The sequence below is a fragment of the Achromobacter sp. genome, assembly GCF_050285585.1.
In the GTDB taxonomy this organism is placed as follows: Bacteria; Pseudomonadota; Gammaproteobacteria; order Burkholderiales; family Burkholderiaceae_B; genus Achromobacter.
The window spans coordinates 150,833-171,199 of the sequence record NZ_JBLZXF010000011.1 but is presented as its reverse complement, the minus strand read 5'-3'; the positions used below and the strand labels follow the sequence as shown (position 1 = coordinate 171,199).

Below are 20,367 nucleotides of genomic sequence, written 5' to 3'. Positions count from 1 at the left end.
AGCTTGCCTTATCTCGGGTTTTCCCGCACACTTACTCCCATGATGACCAAGGTACTTTTCGTTTGCATGGGCAATATCTGTCGCTCGCCGAGCGCAGAGGGCGTGTTTCGCCATTTGGTGAACGACGCGGGTTTGAGCGATGTGGTTCGCATCGACTCCGCGGGCACGCACGCGTTTCACATCGGCGAGGCGCCTGATGCCCGGGCGCAGGCCGCAGCGCGCAAGCGCGGCTACGAGATCACGCACTGCGAAGCGCGTCAGGTCACCGCGGAGGATTTCCGCGATTTCGACCTGATCCTCGCCATGGATTGGGACAATCTGTCCGCCATGCAGCAGCAGTGCCCCAAGGCCTACCAGCATAAGCTGATGCTGCTGATGCGCTTCGCCAACGAGTTCGAGGAGGCCACCGTGCCCGATCCCTACTATGGCGGCGCGGATGGTTTCGGCAAGGTGCTCGACTACCTCGAAGACGCCTGTCAGGGCGTGCTCGAGCTGGTGCGCAAGCGCGCCACCCAGTACCAGGCGGCCTGATCCGCCGCTGCGGTGGGGCCGTCGGCGTGCGGTTCCCGAGGGGGCTTGGCAGTAGAAAACCGCGCGGATGCGCGGTTTTTTCTAGCCGGGAGCCATACCAAATTAGTCGGGAATAGGCTATACTTGAGCCAATTACTCGGGTATTGGCCGCTGGATTCGCTGGCGGTCATTGCCGAATCACAGGGAACCTACCATGCGGCTAACTACCAAAGGGCGTTTCGCCGTGACTGCCATGATCGATCTGGCTATGCGGCAGCATAGCGGCCCGGTCACTCTTGCGGCCATCAGTCAGCGTCAGAACATCTCGTTGTCCTACCTGGAACAGCTGTTCGGGAAACTGCGTCGCCACGAACTCGTGGATAGCGTGCGCGGCCCGGGCGGCGGCTATTCGCTCGCCCGCCTGGCGCGCAACGTGACCGTCGCCGACATCATCTTCGCCGTCGACGAGCCCCTGGACGCCACCAGCTGCGGCGGAAAGCGCGACTGTACGAGCGGCAACGACGGCAAGCCCGGCAAGTGCATGACGCATGAGCTCTGGGCCACGCTGAATCGCAAGATGGTCGATTACCTGGATTCGGTGTCCCTGCAAGATCTGGTCGATCAGCAGCGAGTGCGCCAGCTGCAGGAAGCCAACAATCAAGCGCAGGCCTGCGCGGTGCACGTGAGCCGGGTGGGGGGCGCCAATGCCGCCAACGCCCCGACCGCGACCGTCGCAGCCAATGCCACCGTATAAGAAGTATCAGGAGTTGTAGAAATGACCACTCGCCCAATCTATCTGGACTATTCCGCCACGACGCCCGTCGATCCCCGCGTGGTGGAGAAGATGGTGCCCTGGCTGTACGATAACTTCGGCAACCCGGCCTCCCGCAGCCATGCTTTCGGCTGGGAGTCGGAAGAGGCCGTCGAGCGCGCCCGCGAGGAAGTCGCCAAGCTGGTGAACGCCGACCCGCGCGAAATCGTCTGGACCTCCGGCGCCACGGAATCCGACAACCTGGCCATCAAGGGCGCCGCCAACTTCTATGCGGAACGCGGCAAGCACATCATCACCGTCAAGACCGAGCACAAGGCCGTGCTGGATACCTGTCGCGAGCTCGAGCGCCAGGGCTTCGAAGTGACTTACCTGGACGTGAAGGAAAACGGCCTGATCGATCTGGACACCTTCAAGGCCGCGCTGCGCCCCGACACCGTGCTGGTGTCGGTGATGATGGTGAACAACGAAATCGGCGTCATCCAGGACATCGAAACGCTGGGCGAAATCTGCCGCGAAAAGGGCATCGTGTTCCACGTGGACGCCGCGCAGGCGACCGGCAAGGTGGAAATCGACCTGCAGAAGCTCAAGGTCGACCTGATGTCGTTCTCGGCCCACAAGACCTACGGCCCCAAGGGCATCGGCGCCCTGTACGTGCGCCGCAAGCCGCGCATCCGCATCGAAGCACAGATGCATGGCGGCGGCCATGAGCGCGGTTTCCGTTCGGGCACGCTAGCGACGCACCAGATCGTCGGCATGGGCGAGGCTTTCCGTCTGGCCCGCGAGGAAATGGGCACCGAGAACGAGCGCATCCGCATGTTGCGCGACCGCCTGTGGGCCGGCCTGTCGCAGATCGAAGAGGTCTACCTGAACGGCGACATGGACCAGCGCGTCCCGCACAACCTGAACGTCAGCTTCAACTATGTCGAAGGCGAGTCCCTGATCATGGCGATCAAGGAACTGGCCGTGTCCAGCGGCTCGGCCTGCACCTCGGCCAGCCTGGAGCCGTCCTACGTCCTGCGCGCCCTGGGCCGCAACGACGAGCTGGCGCACAGCTCGATCCGCTTCACGCTGGGCCGCTTTACGACCGAGCAGGAAGTCGATTTCGCCGTCGAGCTCATCAAGAGCCGCGTCGGCAAGCTGCGCGACATGTCGCCGCTGTGGGAAATGGCCAAGGAAGGCATCGACTTGAACACCGTGCAGTGGGCCGCGCACTGAGCGCCCGCGCCAAGAAATCCGTGGAGAAATAGCATGTCTTACAGCACCAAAGTTCTGGATCACTACGAAAACCCGCGCAACGTCGGCTCGTTCGACAAGTCGGACGAATCGGTGGGCACCGGCATGGTCGGCGCGCCCGCCTGTGGCGACGTCATGAAGCTGCAGATCAAGGTGAATGAAGCCGGCGTGATCGAAGACGCGCGCTTCAAGACCTACGGCTGCGGTTCGGCCATCGCGTCCAGCTCGCTGGTGACGGAATGGGTCAAGGGCAAGACGCTCGACGAAGCCATGAATATCCGCAACACCCAGATCGCCGAGGAACTGGCGCTGCCGCCCGTGAAGGTGCACTGCTCCATCCTGGCCGAAGACGCGATCAAGGCCGCGGTGCAGAACTACAAAGAAAAGCATTCGGTTCCGGCCGAAGCCGTGGCGAGCTGAACATGTCCGTTACCCTGACCCAACAGGCAGCCACCCATATCGGCCGCTACTTGCAGAAGCGCGGAAAGGGTATCGGGCTACGGCTCGGCGTTAGGACGACGGGCTGTTCCGGCATGGCCTACAAGCTGGAGTACGTGGACGACGCGGCGTCGGATGATGTCGTGTTCGAAAGCTTCGGCGTGAAGGTCTTCGTGGACCCGAAAAGCCTGTCCTACCTGGACGGCACCGAACTCGATTACGCCCGCGAAGGCCTGAACGAAGGCTTCAAGTTCCGCAACCCCAACGAGAAGGCGACCTGCGGCTGCGGCGAGTCGTTCACGGTGTAAGTCTTGGCTGGAGACGATCACTTCAGCCTGTTCGGCTTGCCGGCGCGCTTCGACCTGGACCCGCAGGCGCTCGAAACGGCGTGGCGCGCCGTCGCCGCCCAGGTGCACCCCGACCGCTACGCCACGGCCAGCCCCGCGGAACGCCGCGTGGCCATGCAATGGGCGGCGCGCGCGAACGAGGCCTACCGGTTGCTGCGGGATCCGCTGCTCCGCGCGCGCTACCTGTGCGAACAGGCCGGCGTGGACCTGCAGACCGAAAGCAACACGTCCATGGATGGGGCTTTCCTGATGCAGCAGATGACCTGGCGCGAAATGCTGGACGACGCGCGCGGCGACGCGGCGGCCCTCGCGGCCTTGCAGGCGGAATTGCAGCAGGCCCGGGCTTCCATGCGCGACACGCTCGCCCGCCTGCTCGACGAGGAACGCGATTACGCCAGCGCCGGGCTCAAGGTGCGGGAATGGATGTTCGTGGAGAAGCTGGCTGAAGAGCTGGCGCACGCCCAGCCCGCTGGATAGCCCAAGGCGCGACGGGCGCCTGCGACACGGACGCCGGCATTGCGGCGTCCACTGACCAGAAAAACAGAATCATGGCCTTATTGCAGATTTCCGAACCCGGTGAGTCGCCCGCGCCGCACCAGCGCAAGCTGGCGGTCGGGATCGACCTGGGCACTACCAATTCCCTAGTCGCGGCGGTGCGCAGCAGCGTTGCCGAAGTGCTGCCGGACGCGCAAGGCCAGGCCTTGCTGCCGTCCGCCGTGCGTTATTTCCCCGACGGCAAGGTCACCACGGGGCGCGAGCCGCTGGGCCAGCAGGCGCTGGACCCGCTGAACACCGTCGTGTCGGTGAAGCGCTTCATGGGCCGGTCGCTCGAAGAAGCGCGGGCCATGCGCGCGCCGTATGAGTTCGTCGATGCCCCCGGCATGGTGCGTATCCGCACTGCCCAGGGAGATCTCAGCCCGGTGGAAGTGTCGGCGCAGATCCTGGCGGTGCTGCGCCAGCGCGCCGAAGACGTGCTGGGCGACGACCTGGTCGGCGCCGTCATCACGGTGCCGGCGTATTTCGACGATGCCCAGCGCCAGGCCACGCGCGACGCGGCCCGGCTGGCGGGCCTGAACGTGCTGCGGCTGCTGAACGAGCCGACGGCGGCCGCGATCGCCTACGGCCTGGATAATGCCGCCGAAGGCGTGTACGCGGTGTACGACCTGGGCGGCGGCACTTTCGACATTTCCATCCTGCGCCTGACGCAGGGGGTGTTCGAAGTGATCGCCACGGGCGGCGACACGGCTCTGGGCGGCGATGATTTCGACTCCTTGATCGTGGATCGCGTCGCCCCGGGAGAGCTCGGACCGTCGGATCGCCGCAGCCTGCTGATGGCGGCGAGGGCGGCGCGCGAAGCGCTTTCGGACGCCGGCGAGGCCCGGCTGCAGCTCACGCTCTCGGATGGCCGCGCCGTGGATGCGGTGCTGACGCGAGCCGATTTCGAGACGCTGGCCCAGCCCTTGATCGAGCGCACGCTGGACTGCGCGCGCCGCGCGCTGCGCGACGCGGCGCTGGCTCCTGCCGACGTGCGCGGCGTGGTCATGGTGGGCGGCGCCACCCGCATGCCGGTCGTGCGCCAGGCCGTGGGGCGGCTGTTCGGCACGCAGCCCCTGACCGATCTGGATCCCGATCAAGTGGTGGCGCTGGGAGCGGCCCTGCAGGCCAACCTGCTGGCCGGCAACCGCGCGCCGGGCGAGGACTGGCTGCTGCTGGACGTGATCCCGCTGTCGCTGGGGCTGGAAACCATGGGCGGGCTGGTGGAACGCATCATTCCGCGCAACAGCACGATTCCGGTGGCACGCGCCCAGGAATTCACGACGTTCAAGGACGGCCAGACCGCCATGAGCATCCACGTGGTCCAGGGCGAACGCGATCTGGTCGCCGATTCGCGCTCGCTGGCGCGCTTCGAGCTGCGCGGCATTCCGCCCATGGTGGCGGGCGCGGCGCGCATCCGCGTGACGTTCCAGGTGGATGCCGACGGCTTGCTGAGCGTGACGGCGCGCGAGCAGAGCAAAGGCGTCGAGGCGATGGTCTCCGTCAAGCCGTCCTACGGGCTGTCGGACGACGAGATCGCGCAAATGCTGGCCGACAGCGTGGCGCAGGCAGATACGGATGCGAAGGCGCGCATGCTGCGCGAGCAGCAGGTGGACGCGCGCCAGCTGGTGGAATCGGTGCAGGCGGCGCTCGCCGTGGACGGCGATCTGCTGGACGCGGAAGAGCGCAAGCGGGTGGACGAATGCCTGCAGGCCGCCATTGCGGCTCAGGATGCCCCGGATGCGGATACCGTGAAGGACGCGGTGCAGGCCCTGTCGGCCGCGACCGACGACTTCGCCGCACGGCGGATGGACCGCAGCATCCGTGCCGCGCTGGCCGGCCGCAAACTTGATGAGATCGCCTGATAAGACGTTATGCCGAAACTGACTGTATTGCCTCATCCCGAGTACTGCCCGGAGGGCGCCGTAATCGAAGACGCGCCCAAGGGCGTGTCGATCTGCCGCGTGCTGCTGGATAATCACATCGACATCGAGCATGCCTGCGAACTGTCCTGCGCGTGCACGACCTGTCACGTGGTGGTGAAGCAGGGTTATTCTTCGCTGGAGGACGCCACCGACGACGAAGAGGACCTGCTGGACAAGGCCTGGGGCCTGACCCCGACTTCGCGCCTGTCCTGCCAGGCGGTGGTGGCGGATGCCGACCTGACGGTCGAGATTCCCAAGTACACGATCAACCACGCGAAAGAGGGCCATTGATGAAGTGGACCGACACCTACGATATCGCCGCCGCGCTGGTGGATGCCTATCCGGACGTGGATCCCAAGACGCTGCGCTTCACGCAGCTGCGTGAATGGGTCCTGGCCTTGCCGGGCTTCAGCGACGACCCGGCGCACTGCGGCGAGAAGATCCTGGAGGCCATACAGATGGCCTGGATCGACGAGGCCGACTGAGGAAAGGAGCTCCCTGCGGGGAGCTTTTTTTGTGCCCGGCAGATGGGGGGTATGGGGCGCCGGCTTCGGTTCCCGCGCCGTCGGCCACCTCGAAGGCATGGGATGCCCCGGTCAACGATCGCGGTCCGGAGGCGGCACCGCGCTCGCAGCGTTGGGGTAGTGCTTTCCCGGTATCATGGGGGGTCCCGTTGTTCTCCTTCCTGAGTCTACAGATGCCCGCTGCCCAATTGCGTTTTGGCCTGGCCGCCAACCGGCTCCACCACGAAACTCCCGATGCCGCCCTGTTTACCTGGCTGCGCGCGTGCTCGTCCACGATACGCGAACTGGGCGTGCAGCTGCATACGGTGGGTCGCACGCACGATGCGATCGTGCGCGAGGGCATGTTGCAGGGCTATAGCGGGCTGATCCGCTATCCCTATGGCCGCGAGGGCGGCCTGATGAAGCTGGTGGCCCGGGTCACCGAGGGCCGGGACGGGCAGGCGCCGTTCGATGGCGCGATCTACCTGATCGATCCGGTGGATCCCTCCTCGATTTTCCCCGAGGCGCTGGCGCTCAAACGTCAGTGCATCACGCATGGCCGGCCCTTCATTTCGACCCTGGCGGGCGCCATCGAATGGATGGAAGTGGAGCGCGTGCATGCGGGCCTGGCGCCCGACGCTTCGGCCTCGCGCCTGTTCGACTTCACCGGCCAGACCCTGGCGCTGATCGCGCACGATGCCTTGAAGGAAGAGATGGTCGCATTCGCCAGCGAGCATTTCGATGTCCTGTCGCGCTTTGCGCGCCGCGTGGCGACCGGCACGACCGGCGGCCGCCTCAATGACCTGGCGTGGTCGCGCGGGTGGCCCAAGGATACGCCCTGGGTCCACCGCTACCTGAGCGGCCCGCTGGGCGGCGACGCGCAGATCGCCGAGCTGGTGCTGGAACACCAGTGCCAGCGCGTGATCTTCTTCGAGGACCCGCACGTGGCCCGTCAGCACGAAGCGGACATCCAGCTGCTGGAGCGCGCAGTGCGCGTGGTGACTGAGTCGGCCACTTGCGCCACCTCGCCCACGGTGGCGCGGCGCTGGGCCCAGGCGGTGGAGAAGCGCGTTATCTGACCCGGGGCCGGGCGGCTGCCGTGGCGGACCGGCAATCCGCAATGATGCGGCCGACGCGGTCCGCGACGGCCGACGCGGCCATCGACAGCGGCAGCACGTCCGAACGGCATAGAAATACAGGCCGCGTCATGTGGAGCCCTGCGATCCTGTGCAACGTGACCTCGCCGCGCTCGGCTTCCTGGCACACCGCCTCGTACGAGAGTATGGTGTGGGCCACGCCGGCCTTGGCTAGCTCGATCAGTTGAGGAATGGCGTTGGCCTCGGCGATGACGCGGAATTCCACGCGTTCGCTCTGCTGATATTGATCGAGCAGCCGGCGCAGGCTGTGGGGATTGCCAGGCAGCACCAGTGGCAATGCCGCGAGCGCGTCCAGGCCCATCGTCGGCAGTCCGCGCAGTTGCGCGGATTGCGCCCGTTTGCCGCGTGCCGCGGAGGGCGGCGAAACCACCACGAGCTCCTCGTCGATCAGGTGCTGGAAGCGCAGGTCGGCCGAGGCGTCGTCACTGAATGTCAGGCCCAGGTCGGCATGTCCGGAACTGACGAAGCCCGGAATGTACCCGGTGCTGGATTCGATGACCTTGAGATAAACGCCGGGCCAGTGTTCCAGGCTGAAGCGCAGCAGCGGTACGGTCAGCAGTTTGGCCATCGACATCGACATCGCCAACGAGACGGTCCCGCGCGGGACGTTCGCGTCCTCTCGCACGTCCGCGCGCGCGGCATCGATGCGGCCCAGGATTTCGCGCGCGTGCGCCAGCATGCGCGCGCCGGCGGCGGTGGGGCTGACACCCCGGGCGCTGCGATGCAGCAAGACCACGCCCAGGTCCTCTTCCAGATTACGGATCAGCAGGCTCAATGCGGGCTGCGCCACGTGCAGCGTTTCGGCGGCGCGGCTGATCGATCCGGTGGAGACCACCGTGACGAAGCACTGCATGGCGCGTATGGACATCGACATCGCTGAATTCCGGTTGCCAGGGTTATCACAATTTTATTATGGCCTGCATATTTAAACGGTATTTCTAATATAGCCGGCGGTTTCGCATAATTCAGCGCAAGCCTACATAACTATGGAGACATCATGGCGCTGAAGAAGATCCTGGCCGCCTGCCTTGCCGCGGCGAGCTTGTCCGCCCCGGCGTACGCCGACAACTGGCCGTCCAAGCCCATCACGTTGCTGGTGCCATTTTCGGCCGGCGGCCCGACCGATTTCATTGCCCGCTTGGTGGCCGATCCGCTGGCGCGCGAACTGGGGCAGCAGGTCATTGTTCAGAACAAACCGGGCGCCAGCGGCAACGTGGGTTACCAGAGCGTGCTTAACGGGCCCGCCGACGGCTACACGCTTATGCACAACACGGTGGGCATGCAGGCTATCAATCCCTTGATGTATCCGAGCGCGAAAATGCACCCGCTGAACGACTTCGTGCCAGTCGGCACGACGGGAGCCATGCCCAACCTGCTGGTGGTGAACCCCGAGCGCACGCCCGTCGGCAGCTTGGGCGAGCTCGTGGAGCGCGGCCGCGGCACCGCGAACGGCCTGAGCTATGCGACGTTCGGGCCCGGCAGCTCGCCTCACGTCTATGGCGCGTTGCTGCAAAAACTGGCCAAGTTCCAGGCGGTGGGCGTGGCTTACAAGGGCAGCGCCAATGCCGTGACGGACGTGATCGGCGGCCAGGTCGACTTCCTGTTCGACAGCATGTCCACCAGCATCGGCCAGGTCCAGGCGGGCAGGCTGAAGGCGTTGGCGATCACCGCGGGCGAGCGTTCGCCGCTGCTGCCCGGGGTGCCCACGCTGAAAGAGGCCGGCTATCCAGGCCTGGACCTGAAATTCTGGTTCTCCCTGCAGGTGCCGGCGGGCACCCCACCCGAGGTGGTGCAGAAGCTGCGCGGGGCGATCGCGCGGGTCGTGGCAAGCGATGCCTACCGCAACGCGATGCAGGAACGCGGCGCCGAAGCGCTGCAGGTGCCGCCCGCCGAACTGGACGCGTTCTTCAAGCGCGAGACCGCCCAATGGACCGAGGCCGCGAACGCCATCGGCCTGAAGGCCGAGTGACGACATGGCTGACACCAAGCGCATGACGCCGCTCAAGAACATCACGGTGCTGGACCTGAGCAAGGTGCTGGCCGGGCCGCTTTGCGGACAGTACCTGGGCGAGCTTGGCGCCAGGGTGATCAAGGTCGAGCCGGTGGGCACGGGCGACGATACGCGCGCCTGGCTACCCCAGGACGAGGGCCAGTCCGCGACGTTCCTCGCGGTGAACCACAACAAGCGCAGCCTGGCGGTGGACCTGAAGTCGGCCGATGGGAAAGCGGTGGTGCACAAGCTGGCCGCGCAGGCTGACGTGGTGCTGCAGGGCTTCGGCGGGCGCACCGCCGCCCGTCTGGGAGTGGACTACGAAACGCTTAGCGTCATCAATCCCAAGCTCATCTATTGCGAGATCTCGGGCTACGGCAGAGAAGGGCCGATGGGCGAGGAGCCGGGCTACGACGTGATGCTGCAGGCCTTCAGCGGCATGATCAGCACCATGGGCGAGCCGGGCGGAAACTTCGCCCGCGCCAGTTTTTCTCCGGTCGACCTGGGCACGGGTTCCTTCGCATTGAGCGGAATCCTGGCCGCGTTGCTGGAACGCAGCCAGACCGGCCAGGGCCAGTACCTGGACGTCTCGCTGCTGGATACCTCGCTGGGCCTGATGTCGTACATGGCGCAGAACTACTGGCGCACCGGCCAGATTCCGCGCCGCATGGGCACCGGACATCCGGCGATGTGTCCTTACCAGGCGTTTCGCGCCGCCGATGGCGATATCATGCTCGGCGTGGGCAACGACGCGCAGTGGCAGCGGTTCTGCGCGGTGGCGGGCTTGCAGGACCACATGGAGGCGCCCGACTTCGCGAGGAACGCCGACAGGGTGCGCAACTTCGACGCGACGGTCGCCCTCGTGCAGTCGCGAATGGAAACGCGTACCGTGGCGCAGTGGCTGGATGTGCTGAAGCCGGCGGGCATCGCCTGCTCGGCGATCCATACCCTGGACCAGGCCCTGGCCCATCCCCAAGTCGCAGCGCGCGACCTGATCGTGAAAAGCCGGCATTCCGTACTGGGAGAGGTGCGCAACGTCGGGCTGCCGGTGCGCTTCGGACGCCAGCCCCGCGAAGCTGCGCTACCGGCGCCCCTGCTGGGCGAGCACAGCTGCGAGATCCTGGCCGAACTCGGCTACGACGACGCGCAGATCGACGCGATGCTTGCCGCAGGCAGCGTGCAAGCCCATATGCCTAAGGGAGAATCCGCATGAAATTCCTGCATTACGCAGTCCGCGAGCAGGTCGCGGAGATCCATCTCAGCCACGCGCCGGTCAACGCGCTCGACGTGGAGATGCTGGACGAACTGATCGCCGCGCTGGCGCGGGCCGACGCGGATCCGACCGTGCGAGCCATTGTGCTTGCCAGCGATCTGCCCGGGCGGTTCTGCGCCGGGCTGGACATGAAAAAGCTGCTGGACAGCACGCCCGCACGCATCCACCGCCTGTTGACGAGGCTGTACGTCGAGCTGTACGACGCGCAGTTCAATCTGGGCAAGCCGTCGATCGCCGTGGTGTCCGGCGCCGTGCGCGGCGGCGGCATGACGGTGGCCGTTTCCTGCGACATGATCGTCGCGGCGGAGACCGCCACTTTCGGTTATCCCGAGATCGACGTGGGCGTGCTGCCTGCCATCCACTACGTGCACCTGCCTGCCATCGTGGGCAAGCACCGGGCGTTCGATCTGCTGTTCACCGGCAGGACGTTCGACGCCACGGAGGCACAGGGGCTGGGACTGGTGGCGCGTGTGGCGCCGGAAGCGGAACTGCTGGAGCAGGCGCGCGCGCTGGCGCGGTCGCTGGCCGCCAAGCCGCCGCAGGTGCTGGGGATGGGGCGTCGCGCCTTCGTCTTCAGCAATGACAACGAGTTCCGGCGCCGTGTCGCCACCGCGGTGGAAGTGTTCTGCAACGCGGCCGCCACGCCCGAAGCCCGCGAAGGCTTGCGCGCCTTCGTGGAAAAGCGCAAGCCGGATTGGGCTGCCGTGGCGGACCGGACTTAACGGCCGGAGAACCGCGGCGGCCGTTTTTCGCGGAAGGCCTGGACGCCTTCCGCGAAGTCGGCGCGAGAGGCGGAGTCCAGGAAGCGCGCAGTCTCTTCCGCCAGCTGGGTTTCCAGCGTGGCGCCGGCGGCCGAGCGCAGCAACGCCTTGGCGCCCGCGATGCCGTGGGGCGCATTGAGGGCGATGCCCGCGGCATAGGCGCGCGCGGCGTCGGCGAGCCCCGCGGCGGGAGCCACGCGCGTGACGACGCCCCAGGCGTGTGCCTCGGCAGCGGTGAAGGCATCGGGGCGCAGCAGCAGGTCCAGCGCGCGCCGGGCGCCGAGCACGCGCGTCAATCCATGCGTCATGCCGGCGTCGGGCGTGGCGCCCAGCTTCAGGTAGGCCGTCATGAAGCGGGCGTCGTCGGCGGCGATGGCCAGGTCGCAGGCGAGCACCAGCGACAGCCCGGCGCCCGCAGCGATGCCGTGTACCTGCGCCAGCCACGCCTTGTCCATGCGCGCGATGCGGGAGACGAAATCGTTGAGCGGCGTGAACAGATCGAGCAGGGTCTCGCGCACGTGGCCGGCATCGCCTTCGAACATGGCGATGTCGCCGCCGGCGCAGAAGATCTTGCCCGCGGCGCGCAGCAGCACCACGCGGATATCGCTCCTGGCCTCCAGCCATTGGGCGGCCCGTTGCAGGTCTTGAGCCATCGCCACGTCGATCGCGTTGAGCGCATCGGCGCGGTTCAGCGTCACGGTCGCGATGGCGCCGTCGGTTTCCAGAAGCAGCGTCTGGAAGCTTGGAATTCCAGGGGGCATGACGTGTCTCCGTTATCGGGTAAATACCAACTGTCGATCCAAAAATCGCGATGCTATGGTCTGAACCGAGCGCTTGCTTGGTTTTCTTTCAAGCACGCCTAGCGTAACGCATAGAACGATTTTCCGGCGCTGTACTGGCGTAGGTAAAAGACAGGTTCGTTGCATCTCCTGCCTCGCGGGTTCGCCAGTCCGACGTCCCAGAACAGGCCTCCACGCCGCGTCTTCGGCTTGCTGCCCACAGGGCCGCGTCGTTGCCTTGAAGCGGTCCGGCGGCAAAGAACTTCGCGGCAAAAGCGAGGAGACAGATGGTGGATCAGTCCGATAGCCCTCCCTTGCTGGAGGTGGATGGAGTCACGCTGGCGTTTGGCGGGGTCAAGGCGCTCACGGACGTGGGGTTCCGCGTGGCGCCCGGGTCCATCACCACGGTCATCGGCCCCAACGGCGCCGGCAAGACCTCGCTGTTCAATACCATTTCCGGTTTCTACAAGCCCGCGGCGGGCCAGATCCGTTTCCTCGGGCGCGACATTTCGCGCGTGGCGGCCCCGGAGCGCGCCAGGCTGGGCCTGGCCCGCAGCTTCCAGAACATCGCGCTGTTCCGCGGCATGACGGTGCTGGACAACATCAAGCTGGGCCGCCATGCCCATTTGCGTTGCAACGTGCTGGATGCGCTGCTGTACCTGGGGCGGGCGCGGCGCGAAGAGATGGCGCTGCGCGCCGACATCGAGGCGCGCATCATCGACTTCCTGGAGATCGACCACATCCGCCATGCGCCGGTGTCGGCGCTGTCCTATGGCCTGCAGAAGCGCGTGGAGCTGGCGCGCGCGCTGGCCATGAATCCCAAGGTGCTGATGCTGGACGAGCCCGTGGCGGGCATGAACCGCGAAGAGACCGACGACATGGCGCGCTTCATCCTGGACGCGCGCTCCGAATGGGGCGTGACCGTGCTGATGGTCGAGCACGACATGGGCATGGTGATGGACCTTTCGGATCACGTGGTGGTGCTGAATTTCGGACAGGTGATCGCCGACGGCACCCCCGCCGAGGTACAGGCGGACCCGCAGGTCATCCAGGCCTACCTGGGCGCGGGCGACGTGGGCGACCTGCGCCGCAGGCTGAGGGAGGCGGCCTGATGGACCTGCTGTTCTTCCTCGAGGTCACGCTGGCCGGGCTGGGCAGCGGCGGACTGTATGCATTGGCGGCGCTGGCCTTCGTCATCGTCTACAAGGCTACCCGGGTCGTGAACATCGCCATCGGCGAATTCCTGATGCTGGGCGCCTACATGTTCTATGCGTTCGCCGCGGGTATGGAATGGCCTATCTGGCTGGCCATCGCGGGCGCCGTCGTGGCGTCGGGCGTGTTCGGCGCCCTGGTCGAGCGCCTGACGATCAGGCCCATGTTGGGCGAGTCGCCGATCTCGGTCTTCATGATCACGGTGGGGCTCGCATCCATCCTGGTGGGCGTGGTGGAGCTCATCTGGACGGCGGATCAGCGGCGCCTGCCCGAATTCATGCCGCGTTCGCCCGTGATGGTGGGCGAGGCCTTCGTGGCTCCCAAGGTCTTCTACGGATTCTGGGTGGCGGTGGCGCTGGCCCTGCTGGTGCTGACCGTGTTCCGCTATTGGCGCGGCGGCGTGGCGCTGCGGGCCACGGCGTCGGACCAGGGCGCCGCCTACGCGATGGGCATCAACGTGCCGCGCGTGTTTTCGCTGGCCTGGGTGGCCGCGGGGGCGATCGCGGCGGTCTCGGGCGTGATCGTGGGCGCGATCGGCGGGATTTCCTCGTCGATGGGCGTGTTCGGGCTGTCTGTGCTGGTGGTGGTGATCGTGGGCGGACTGGACAGCGTGGCCGGGGCGCTCGTGGGAGGGGTGTTCATCGGGCTGCTGGAGGCCTGGGCGGGCGCCTACCTGGGGGGCGAGTACAAATTGCTGGCCACGTTCATCGTGCTGGTCGTGGTGCTGATGGCCAGGCCCTACGGCCTGTTCGGCACCCGTGAAATCGAGAGGCTGTGACCGATGCGCATCGCGACTGCCAAGCAGACCTATCTTGCCGACGAAGCGCTGTTCGACACTGGCACGCAGCGGGTATGGCTGGCGCTGCTGGCCGCATCGCTGGTGATGTTTCCCTTCGTGGCCGACGCGTATTGGCTGTACCTGGCCTGCCTCGTGGCCATCAACATCGCCAGCGCCACGGGCCTGAACATCCTGACCGGCTACACCGGGCTGGTCAGCCTGGGGCAGGCCGCCTTCATGGGCCTGGGCGCCTATACGGTGGCGGTGATGGAGCTGCGCCTGGGCACGCCCGTGCTGCTCAACCTGCTGGGCGGCGGCGTGGTGGCGATGGCCGGCGGGCTGTTCGTCGGCATCCCGTCGCTGCGCGTGAAGGGCCTGTATCTGGCCATCTCGACCATCGCCGCATCCTTCATCGCGCATTTCATTTTCGCGAACTGGGCGTTCACGGGCGGCACCACGGGGCTGCAGGTGCCGCCGGCGCGGGTGCTGGGCGTGGACCTGGATACCTCGTTCAAGATCTACTGGCTCATCGTGCCCGTGACGGTGCTGATGGTGCTGGGCGCGGCGAACCTGTTCCGCACGCGCATCGGGCGCGCCTTCATCGCCATCCGCGACCGCGACATCTCGGCCGAAGTGCTGGGCATCCGGCTGCTGCGCTACAAGCTGCTGTCCTTCGGCCTGTCGTCGTTCTACGCGGGAGTGGCGGGCGGCCTGTGGGCATACTTTTTCCGGGTCGTCACGCCGGAGAGCTTCCCGCTGATCATGTCGATCTTCTTCCTGGCGGCCATCATCGTGGGCGGGATGGGTTCCATCCTAGGCTCGATCCTGGGCGCGGTCTTCATGACCATGGTGCCGGAACTGCTGAAGCTCATCGTCGGCTGGCTGCCCGTCGGCGGCGACGCGCTGCGTCTCATTTCGCCGGTGCGCACCATTGTTTTCGGCCTGCTGATCGTGGGCTTTCTGATCTTCGAGCCGCACGGGCTCGCGGAAATCTGGCGGCGCGTGCGCCGTTTCTTCCACCTCTGGCCCTTCCGCACCTGAGCCATGCGCAACCGGCGCGGCGGCGGCCACCCATAAGACCCTCAGGAGACAAACCATGAAGCGCATCCGGATCGGCAGCGGTTTATCGAGGTTGTTGGCCCCGCTGGGCCTGGCGGCGGCCCTGACATCGGCGCCCTCCGCGCAGGCCGCGGAGGACCTGGTGCTGGGCGGCTCCATCCCGCTGAGCGGGGTCTTCGCGTTCGCCGGACAGGGCATCCACGCCGGTATCACCGACTACGTGAAGATCGTCAACGATCAGGGCGGGGTGAAGGGGCGCAAGCTGCGTTACGTGCCCGAGGACACCGCATACAAAGTGGATGCGTCGGTGGCGGCCTTCAAGAAGATCACGAGCCAGAACAAGGTCAATTTCTATTATGGCGATTCGACCGGGTTCTCGAAGACGATCAACGCCGAGCTGAACCGCAGCGGCGACATCCTCATGACCGGCGCATCGTTCGCCACCGAGCTGAACGATCCGGCCAAGTATCCCGCCCAGTTCATGCTGGGGCCCGACTACACCGAGATGTTCGGCATCCTGCTGCGCTACATCGCCAAGGAGCAGCCCGGCGCCAAGGTGGCGTTCGTGTACTCGGACACGGAGTTCGGGCGCGACCCCATCGCCAGCTCTCGCGCGGTGGCCGAAAAACTCGGCCTGAAGGTCGCCACTGAAATCATGACCCCGCCGGGCAGCGTGGACGTATCGACCGAGGTGATCAAGCTGCGCCGCGCCGATCCCGACTACACGATCTTCCACGGCTACGTGCTGGCCCCGATTCCGGAGTTCGTGGGGCAGGGCAAGCGCATGGGCCTGAAGACGCGCTACATGGGCACGTTCTGGACGATGGACAATTCCACGGTCATGCAGATGGGCGAGGACGCCGAAGGCTTCATGGGCGTGATGCCGTACCGCTACTACTACGACACCGCGGCCGACGCGCCCATGCTGAAGAAGATCCGCGAGATGCGCCCGCAGTACCAGAGCACCGGCTATATGCAGGGTTTTCTGGCGGCCATGCTGTTCACCGAAGTGGCCAAGCGCACGCTGGACGCGGGCAAGGAACTGACCGGCGCCAATATGAAGGCGGCGCTGGACGGCATCAAGGACTTCGACACGGGCGGCCTGATCGGCGTGCCGATCTCGATCAAGGGCAACTCGATTCCCGTGGGCCGGATCTACCGGGCGGACGTGAAGCAGAAGCAGATGGTGCCGGCGTCGGACTGGATCGTGTTGAAGTGAGGAAGCCGTGAACCCCGGACATGACGCGCAGGCGGCACCGGCCTCGGCGGTGCTCGATATCAACAATATCGAAGTCGTCTACAACAAGGCGGTGCAGGTGCTGCGCGGCCTGTCGCTGTCGGTGCCCATGGGCAGCATCGTGGCGCTGCTGGGCAGCAACGGGGCCGGCAAATCCACCACGCTGAAGGCCGTGTCCGGGTTGCTGGACCTGGAGGACGGCGCGCTGGTGCGCGGGCGCATCGTCTTCGATGGCGGCGATACGGCCGGCGCCAGGCCCCAGAACCTGGTGCGCGCGGGCCTCGCGCACGTCATGGAGGGACGCCGCGTGTTCGAGGACCTGACCGTGGAGGAGAATCTGGTGGCCGCGACCTACGCCTTGACGGGCCGGTCGGGCGCCCGCGCGGACTTCGATCTGGTCTACACCTACTTCCCGCGCCTGTTCGAGCGGCGCCGCGGGCTGGCCGGCTACCTGTCGGGCGGCGAGCAGCAAATGCTGGCGATCGGCCGCGCGCTGATCGCCCAGCCCCGCCTGATGCTGCTGGACGAACCGTCGCTGGGCCTGTCGCCGATGCTGGTGGAGAGCATCTTCTCCATCATCGCGCGCATCAACCGGGAGCAGGGGGTGTCGATGCTGCTGGTCGAGCAAAACGCCTCGGTAGCGCTGGCGGTAGCGCACTACGGCTACATCATGGAAACCGGCAAAGTGGTGATCGACGGGAGCGCCGACAAGCTGGCGGCGGACCCGGACGTGCGCGAGTTCTACCTGGGCGTGGGCGGTTCGGGCGAGGCCCGCGGTTTTCGCGATATCAAGCATTACAAGCGCCGCAAGCGCTGGCTCTCATGATGGACAAGCAACGGAACTCCCCCGCGGCCGATACCGGCGCCTGGCCGGCGCTGACCCTGCCGCAGATGCTGCGCGAACAGGCCCGCCGGCAGCCTGCCGCCATTGCCATCCGGCAGAAGGACTTCGGCATCTGGAAACCTATTTCGTGGTCCGAATACTGGCAGCGGGCCTGCCGCGTGGGGCTGGGGCTGCGCGCGCTGGGCCTGGGCGCCGGCGGCCGGGTGGCCATCGTGTCGGAGAACCGCGTGGAATGGCTGCTCGCCCAGATGGGGGCGGGCGCGGTCGGCGGCGTGGCGGTGGGCGTATACGCCACCAGCCCCGCCGAGGAGATGGGCTACGTGCTGGAGCACGCCGACGTGGAACTGGTGGTGTGCGAGGACCAGGAGCAGACCGACAAGGTGCTGCAGGTGGCGGACAGGCTGCCGCAACTGCGGCGGATCGTGATGATCGAGAGCAAGGGCTTGCGTTCCTACCGGCCGGCCGAGCGCGATCTCATCGTGACCTTCGCCGAGGTCGAGGCGGACGGCGCGCGGCGCGAGGCGGACGAGTTGGCCGCGCTGGACGCGATGCTGGACCGCCAGACGCTGGACGATACCGGGCTCATGATCTACACGTCGGGCTCGACGGGCAAGCCCAAAGGCGCGATGCTGAGCTACCGCAACATGCGGGGCGTGGCCCCGGGCATTGCCGACCGGCTGGCGATGGACCGGCACAGCGTGCACCTGTCGTATCTGCCGCTATGCCACGTGGCCGAGCAGATGCTGTCCACCTTCGTGCCGGTCTATCTGGGCGCGCAGGTGAATTTCGGCGAATCGATACGGACGGTGCAGGAGGACCTGCGCGAGGTGGCGCCCACGATCTTCCTGGGAGTGCCGCGCATATGGGAAAAACTGCACGCCGCCATTTCGATCAAGATGCAGGAAGCGGGGCGCGTGCAGCAGTGGCTGTACCGGCGCGCGCTCGAGGCGTGCGCCCCTTTCCTGGAAAAATCGCCGGCGCAGTACACGGCCGCGCAGCGGCTGACGTATTGGATGTGGTACTGGCTGGTGCTGCGCGCGCTGCAGAATTTCATCGGGTTGCGCCGGGCGCGCGTGGCCATGACGGGGGCGGCGCCGATTCCTCCGGACGTGGTGCGCTATTTCCGCAAGCTGGGCGTGCCGCTGATCGAGGTCTACGGGCTGACGGAGTCGGCGGGCATGATCTTCGGCCAGCATCCGGACCGCGTGAAAGTGGGCACGGTCGGCGAACCCATCCTGGGCGTCGAATGGCGCATGGGCGAGGCGGGCGAACTGCTGGTGCGCGGGGACATGGTGTTCCAGGGCTACTACAAGAACCCCCAGGCCACGGCCGAGACCGTGCGCGACGGTTGGCTGCACACGGGGGACGTCGTGGCGGAGGAGGCCGGACGCGTGCGCATCGTGGACCGCCTGAAGGACATCATGATCACGGCGGGCGGCAAGAACCTGACCCCGTCCGAGATCGAGAATGCGGTCAAGGGCAGTCCGTATGTGAAGGAGTGCATCGTGATCGCCGACGGGCGGAAGTACGTGTCGGCGCTGATACAGCTCGAATTCGACACGGTGGGCAAGTGGGCGGAGTCGCGCCGCATCGCTTTCACGCATTTCCGTTCGCTCGCCGAATCGGCGCCGGTGCGCGAACTGATCCAGCAGGAAGTCGCGCGAGCCAATGCCGGCCTGGCGCCGGTGGCGCAGATCAAGCGCTTCCACCTGCTGACCAAGGAACTGGACCATGACGATGGCGAAGTGACCGCGACGATGAAAGTCAGGCGCGCCAGCATCTATCGCAGTTATGCGGAGGAGATCGAGGCGCTCTACATCGAGGAGACGACGGCATGAATGAAGCCGTGATCGTGGAGGCCGTGCGCACGCCATTCGGGCGGCGCGGCGGGTGGTGGGCCGATACGCGGCCCGATGCGCTGCTGGCCGGAACCGTGCGCGGGCTGTTGGAGCGCGCCGGCCTGCCGGATGGCAAGGTCGAGGACCTCATCGCGGGCTGCGTCAGCCAGGCCGGCGAGCAGGGCGCCAACATCGGCCGGCTGGCGGCGATGCTGGCCGGGCTGCCCGAAAGCGTGCCGGGCGTGGCCTTGAACCGCATGTGCGGATCCAGCCAGCAGGCCGTGCATTTCGGGGCGCAGGCGATTGCGGCGGGCGACATGCGCTACGTGGTGGCGGGCGGCGTCGAGAGCATGAGCCGCGTGCCGATGTTCCTGGACGTGACCTTGGGGCAAGGAGAGTTCCGAGGCTTCGAATCGCTGAATCCCAGGCTGCTGGAACGCTATCCGCTGATACACCAGATCGAAAGCGCGGAACGGATCGCGGAGCGTTGGCAGCTGTCCCGGGAAGACATGGACCAGTGGGCGCGGGAGAGCCACGCGCGCGCCTGGGCCGCGGCGCAGGCGGGCCGCCATGCCGAATTGCTGCCGGGGCCGCATGCGCAAGCGGGCCGCGACGAGGGCATACGCGAGGCCACGGATCCCGGCCGCATGGCAGCCATGGCGCCGGCCCTGAGGCCGCCAGGCCAGGGAAGCGTGACCGCGGCCAATGCCAGCCAGCTTGCGGACGGAGCGGCGGCAGTGCTGCTGGCGGATCGAGACACGGCGCTGGCCGACGGCCTGCGCCCGCGCGCGAGGTTCCTGGCACGGGTGGCGGTGGGATCGGATCCGGTGCTGCAGCTGACGGGCGTGATCCCGGCGGCGCGGCAGGCCCTGGCGCGCGCGCGCCTGGACCTGCGCGACATCGACTGGATCGAGATCAATGAGGCGTTCGCCAGTGTCGTCCTGGCCTGGCAGCGCGAGATGGGCGCGGACCTGGCGCGCGTGAACCCATGGGGCGGCGCGATCGCCCACGGGCATCCGCTGGGCGCGACGGGCGCGGGGCTGATGGCCAAGATGCTGACGGGGCTGGAAGCCAGCGAGGGCGAGCTGGGCATGCAGCTGATGTGCATCGGACACGGCATGGCTTGCGCGACCATCATCCAGAGGCAGTGAATCCAGATGGAAAAAAACGGGACCGC

Annotated in this window: 22 protein-coding genes; 20 read left to right on the top strand and 2 right to left on the bottom strand. The window is 66.6% G+C overall.

Annotated features, from left to right (window positions below):
• Window positions 1–39 precede the first annotated feature (39 nt).
• The 10 genes from ACN6PJ_RS17370 to ACN6PJ_RS17325 all read left to right on the top strand — a co-directional run bounded on the left by ACN6PJ_RS17370 (window position 40) and on the right by ACN6PJ_RS17325 (window position 7,341).
• Window positions 40–531 (top strand): low molecular weight protein-tyrosine-phosphatase, encoded by a 492-nt coding sequence (locus tag ACN6PJ_RS17370; protein WP_042794076.1) that lies wholly within the window; start codon window positions 40–42, stop codon window positions 529–531.
• 193 nt (window positions 532–724) lie between these two features.
• Window positions 725–1,264, top strand: coding sequence for a Fe-S cluster assembly transcriptional regulator IscR (iscR, locus tag ACN6PJ_RS17365; protein ID WP_043547640.1), 540 nt, complete (start codon window positions 725–727; stop codon window positions 1,262–1,264).
• A 21-nt stretch (window positions 1,265–1,285) separates the two neighbouring features.
• Window positions 1,286–2,497: an IscS subfamily cysteine desulfurase gene (locus ACN6PJ_RS17360; RefSeq protein ID WP_427997085.1), complete on the top strand. Its 1,212-nt coding sequence runs from the start codon at window positions 1,286–1,288 to the stop codon at window positions 2,495–2,497.
• A 33-nt stretch (window positions 2,498–2,530) separates the two neighbouring features.
• The gene (gene iscU, locus ACN6PJ_RS17355) at window positions 2,531–2,935 is read left to right on the top strand and encodes a Fe-S cluster assembly scaffold IscU (RefSeq protein WP_043547642.1); all 405 of its coding nucleotides are present in this window, start codon (window positions 2,531–2,533) and stop codon (window positions 2,933–2,935) included.
• A gap of 2 nt (window positions 2,936–2,937) precedes the next feature.
• Window positions 2,938–3,261, top strand: coding sequence for an iron-sulfur cluster assembly protein IscA (iscA, locus tag ACN6PJ_RS17350; RefSeq protein ID WP_043547644.1), 324 nt, complete (start codon window positions 2,938–2,940; stop codon window positions 3,259–3,261).
• A gap of 3 nt (window positions 3,262–3,264) precedes the next feature.
• Window positions 3,265–3,777 carry a Fe-S protein assembly co-chaperone HscB gene (gene hscB / locus ACN6PJ_RS17345; RefSeq protein ID WP_427997084.1) on the top strand — a complete coding sequence of 171 codons (513 nt, stop codon included), beginning with the start codon at window positions 3,265–3,267 and terminating at the stop codon, window positions 3,775–3,777.
• A 71-nt stretch (window positions 3,778–3,848) separates the two neighbouring features.
• The gene (gene hscA / locus ACN6PJ_RS17340) at window positions 3,849–5,699 is read left to right on the top strand and encodes a Fe-S protein assembly chaperone HscA (RefSeq protein ID WP_427997083.1); all 1,851 of its coding nucleotides are present in this window, start codon (window positions 3,849–3,851) and stop codon (window positions 5,697–5,699) included.
• Window positions 5,700–5,708: 9 nt separating this feature from the next.
• Window positions 5,709–6,050 carry an ISC system 2Fe-2S type ferredoxin gene (fdx, locus tag ACN6PJ_RS17335; RefSeq protein WP_427997082.1) on the top strand — a complete coding sequence of 114 codons (342 nt, stop codon included), beginning with the start codon at window positions 5,709–5,711 and terminating at the stop codon, window positions 6,048–6,050.
• Window positions 6,050–6,244, top strand: a complete 195-nt coding sequence (iscX, locus tag ACN6PJ_RS17330; RefSeq protein WP_427997081.1) for a Fe-S cluster assembly protein IscX — start codon at window positions 6,050–6,052, stop codon at window positions 6,242–6,244. The genes fdx and iscX overlap by 1 nt, the downstream gene beginning before the upstream one ends.
• A gap of 212 nt (window positions 6,245–6,456) precedes the next feature.
• Window positions 6,457–7,341 carry a methylglyoxal synthase gene (locus ACN6PJ_RS17325; protein WP_427997080.1) on the top strand — a complete coding sequence of 295 codons (885 nt, stop codon included), beginning with the start codon at window positions 6,457–6,459 and terminating at the stop codon, window positions 7,339–7,341.
• Here ACN6PJ_RS17325 and ACN6PJ_RS17320 read toward each other — a convergent pair.
• A complete protein-coding gene (locus tag ACN6PJ_RS17320; RefSeq protein ID WP_427997079.1) occupies window positions 7,334–8,293 on the bottom strand; it encodes a LysR family transcriptional regulator in 960 nt (319 codons plus the stop codon). The two genes, ACN6PJ_RS17325 and ACN6PJ_RS17320, sit on opposite strands and share 8 nt — an antisense overlap.
• A 123-nt stretch (window positions 8,294–8,416) precedes the next feature.
• Here ACN6PJ_RS17320 and ACN6PJ_RS17315 point away from each other — a divergent pair, with 123 nt between their 5' ends.
• Genes ACN6PJ_RS17315 through ACN6PJ_RS17305 form a run of 3 tightly spaced genes read left to right on the top strand, consistent with a single transcriptional unit; the run spans window position 8,417 to window position 11,404 of the window.
• A complete protein-coding gene (locus ACN6PJ_RS17315; RefSeq protein ID WP_427997078.1) occupies window positions 8,417–9,388 on the top strand; it encodes a Bug family tripartite tricarboxylate transporter substrate binding protein in 972 nt (323 codons plus the stop codon).
• Between the two features lie 4 nt (window positions 9,389–9,392).
• Window positions 9,393–10,622, top strand: coding sequence for a CaiB/BaiF CoA transferase family protein (locus ACN6PJ_RS17310; RefSeq protein WP_427997077.1), 1,230 nt, complete (start codon window positions 9,393–9,395; stop codon window positions 10,620–10,622).
• The gene (locus tag ACN6PJ_RS17305; protein ID WP_427997076.1) at window positions 10,619–11,404 is read left to right on the top strand and encodes an enoyl-CoA hydratase/isomerase family protein; all 786 of its coding nucleotides are present in this window, start codon (window positions 10,619–10,621) and stop codon (window positions 11,402–11,404) included. Before ACN6PJ_RS17310 ends, ACN6PJ_RS17305 begins: the two co-directional genes overlap by 4 nt.
• Here ACN6PJ_RS17305 and ACN6PJ_RS17300 read toward each other — a convergent pair.
• Window positions 11,401–12,204: an enoyl-CoA hydratase/isomerase family protein gene (locus ACN6PJ_RS17300; RefSeq protein ID WP_427997075.1), complete on the bottom strand. Its 804-nt coding sequence runs from the start codon at window positions 12,202–12,204 to the stop codon at window positions 11,401–11,403. The two genes, ACN6PJ_RS17305 and ACN6PJ_RS17300, sit on opposite strands and share 4 nt — an antisense overlap.
• A 305-nt stretch (window positions 12,205–12,509) precedes the next feature.
• Here ACN6PJ_RS17300 and ACN6PJ_RS17295 point away from each other — a divergent pair, with 305 nt between their 5' ends.
• The 7 genes from ACN6PJ_RS17295 to ACN6PJ_RS17265 are packed head-to-tail and all read left to right on the top strand — an operon-like array spanning window position 12,510 to window position 20,341.
• A complete protein-coding gene (locus tag ACN6PJ_RS17295; RefSeq protein ID WP_427997074.1) occupies window positions 12,510–13,334 on the top strand; it encodes an ABC transporter ATP-binding protein in 825 nt (274 codons plus the stop codon).
• Window positions 13,334–14,212 carry a branched-chain amino acid ABC transporter permease gene (locus tag ACN6PJ_RS17290; RefSeq protein WP_427997073.1) on the top strand — a complete coding sequence of 293 codons (879 nt, stop codon included), beginning with the start codon at window positions 13,334–13,336 and terminating at the stop codon, window positions 14,210–14,212. Before ACN6PJ_RS17295 ends, ACN6PJ_RS17290 begins: the two co-directional genes overlap by 1 nt.
• Before the next feature lie 3 nt (window positions 14,213–14,215).
• The gene (locus ACN6PJ_RS17285; RefSeq protein ID WP_427997072.1) at window positions 14,216–15,253 is read left to right on the top strand and encodes a branched-chain amino acid ABC transporter permease; all 1,038 of its coding nucleotides are present in this window, start codon (window positions 14,216–14,218) and stop codon (window positions 15,251–15,253) included.
• Between the two features lie 55 nt (window positions 15,254–15,308).
• On the top strand, window positions 15,309–16,490 hold the full coding sequence (locus ACN6PJ_RS17280) for an ABC transporter substrate-binding protein (RefSeq protein WP_427997071.1): 1,182 nt from the start codon (window positions 15,309–15,311) through the stop codon (window positions 16,488–16,490).
• A 49-nt stretch (window positions 16,491–16,539) separates the two neighbouring features.
• Window positions 16,540–17,334, top strand: coding sequence for an ABC transporter ATP-binding protein (locus ACN6PJ_RS17275; protein WP_427997102.1), 795 nt, complete (start codon window positions 16,540–16,542; stop codon window positions 17,332–17,334).
• Window positions 17,331–19,190, top strand: coding sequence for an AMP-dependent synthetase/ligase (locus ACN6PJ_RS17270; RefSeq protein ID WP_427997070.1), 1,860 nt, complete (start codon window positions 17,331–17,333; stop codon window positions 19,188–19,190). The genes ACN6PJ_RS17275 and ACN6PJ_RS17270 overlap by 4 nt, the downstream gene beginning before the upstream one ends.
• Window positions 19,187–20,341 carry a thiolase family protein gene (locus ACN6PJ_RS17265; RefSeq protein ID WP_427997069.1) on the top strand — a complete coding sequence of 385 codons (1,155 nt, stop codon included), beginning with the start codon at window positions 19,187–19,189 and terminating at the stop codon, window positions 20,339–20,341. The genes ACN6PJ_RS17270 and ACN6PJ_RS17265 overlap by 4 nt, the downstream gene beginning before the upstream one ends.
• Window positions 20,342–20,367 lie beyond the last annotated feature (26 nt).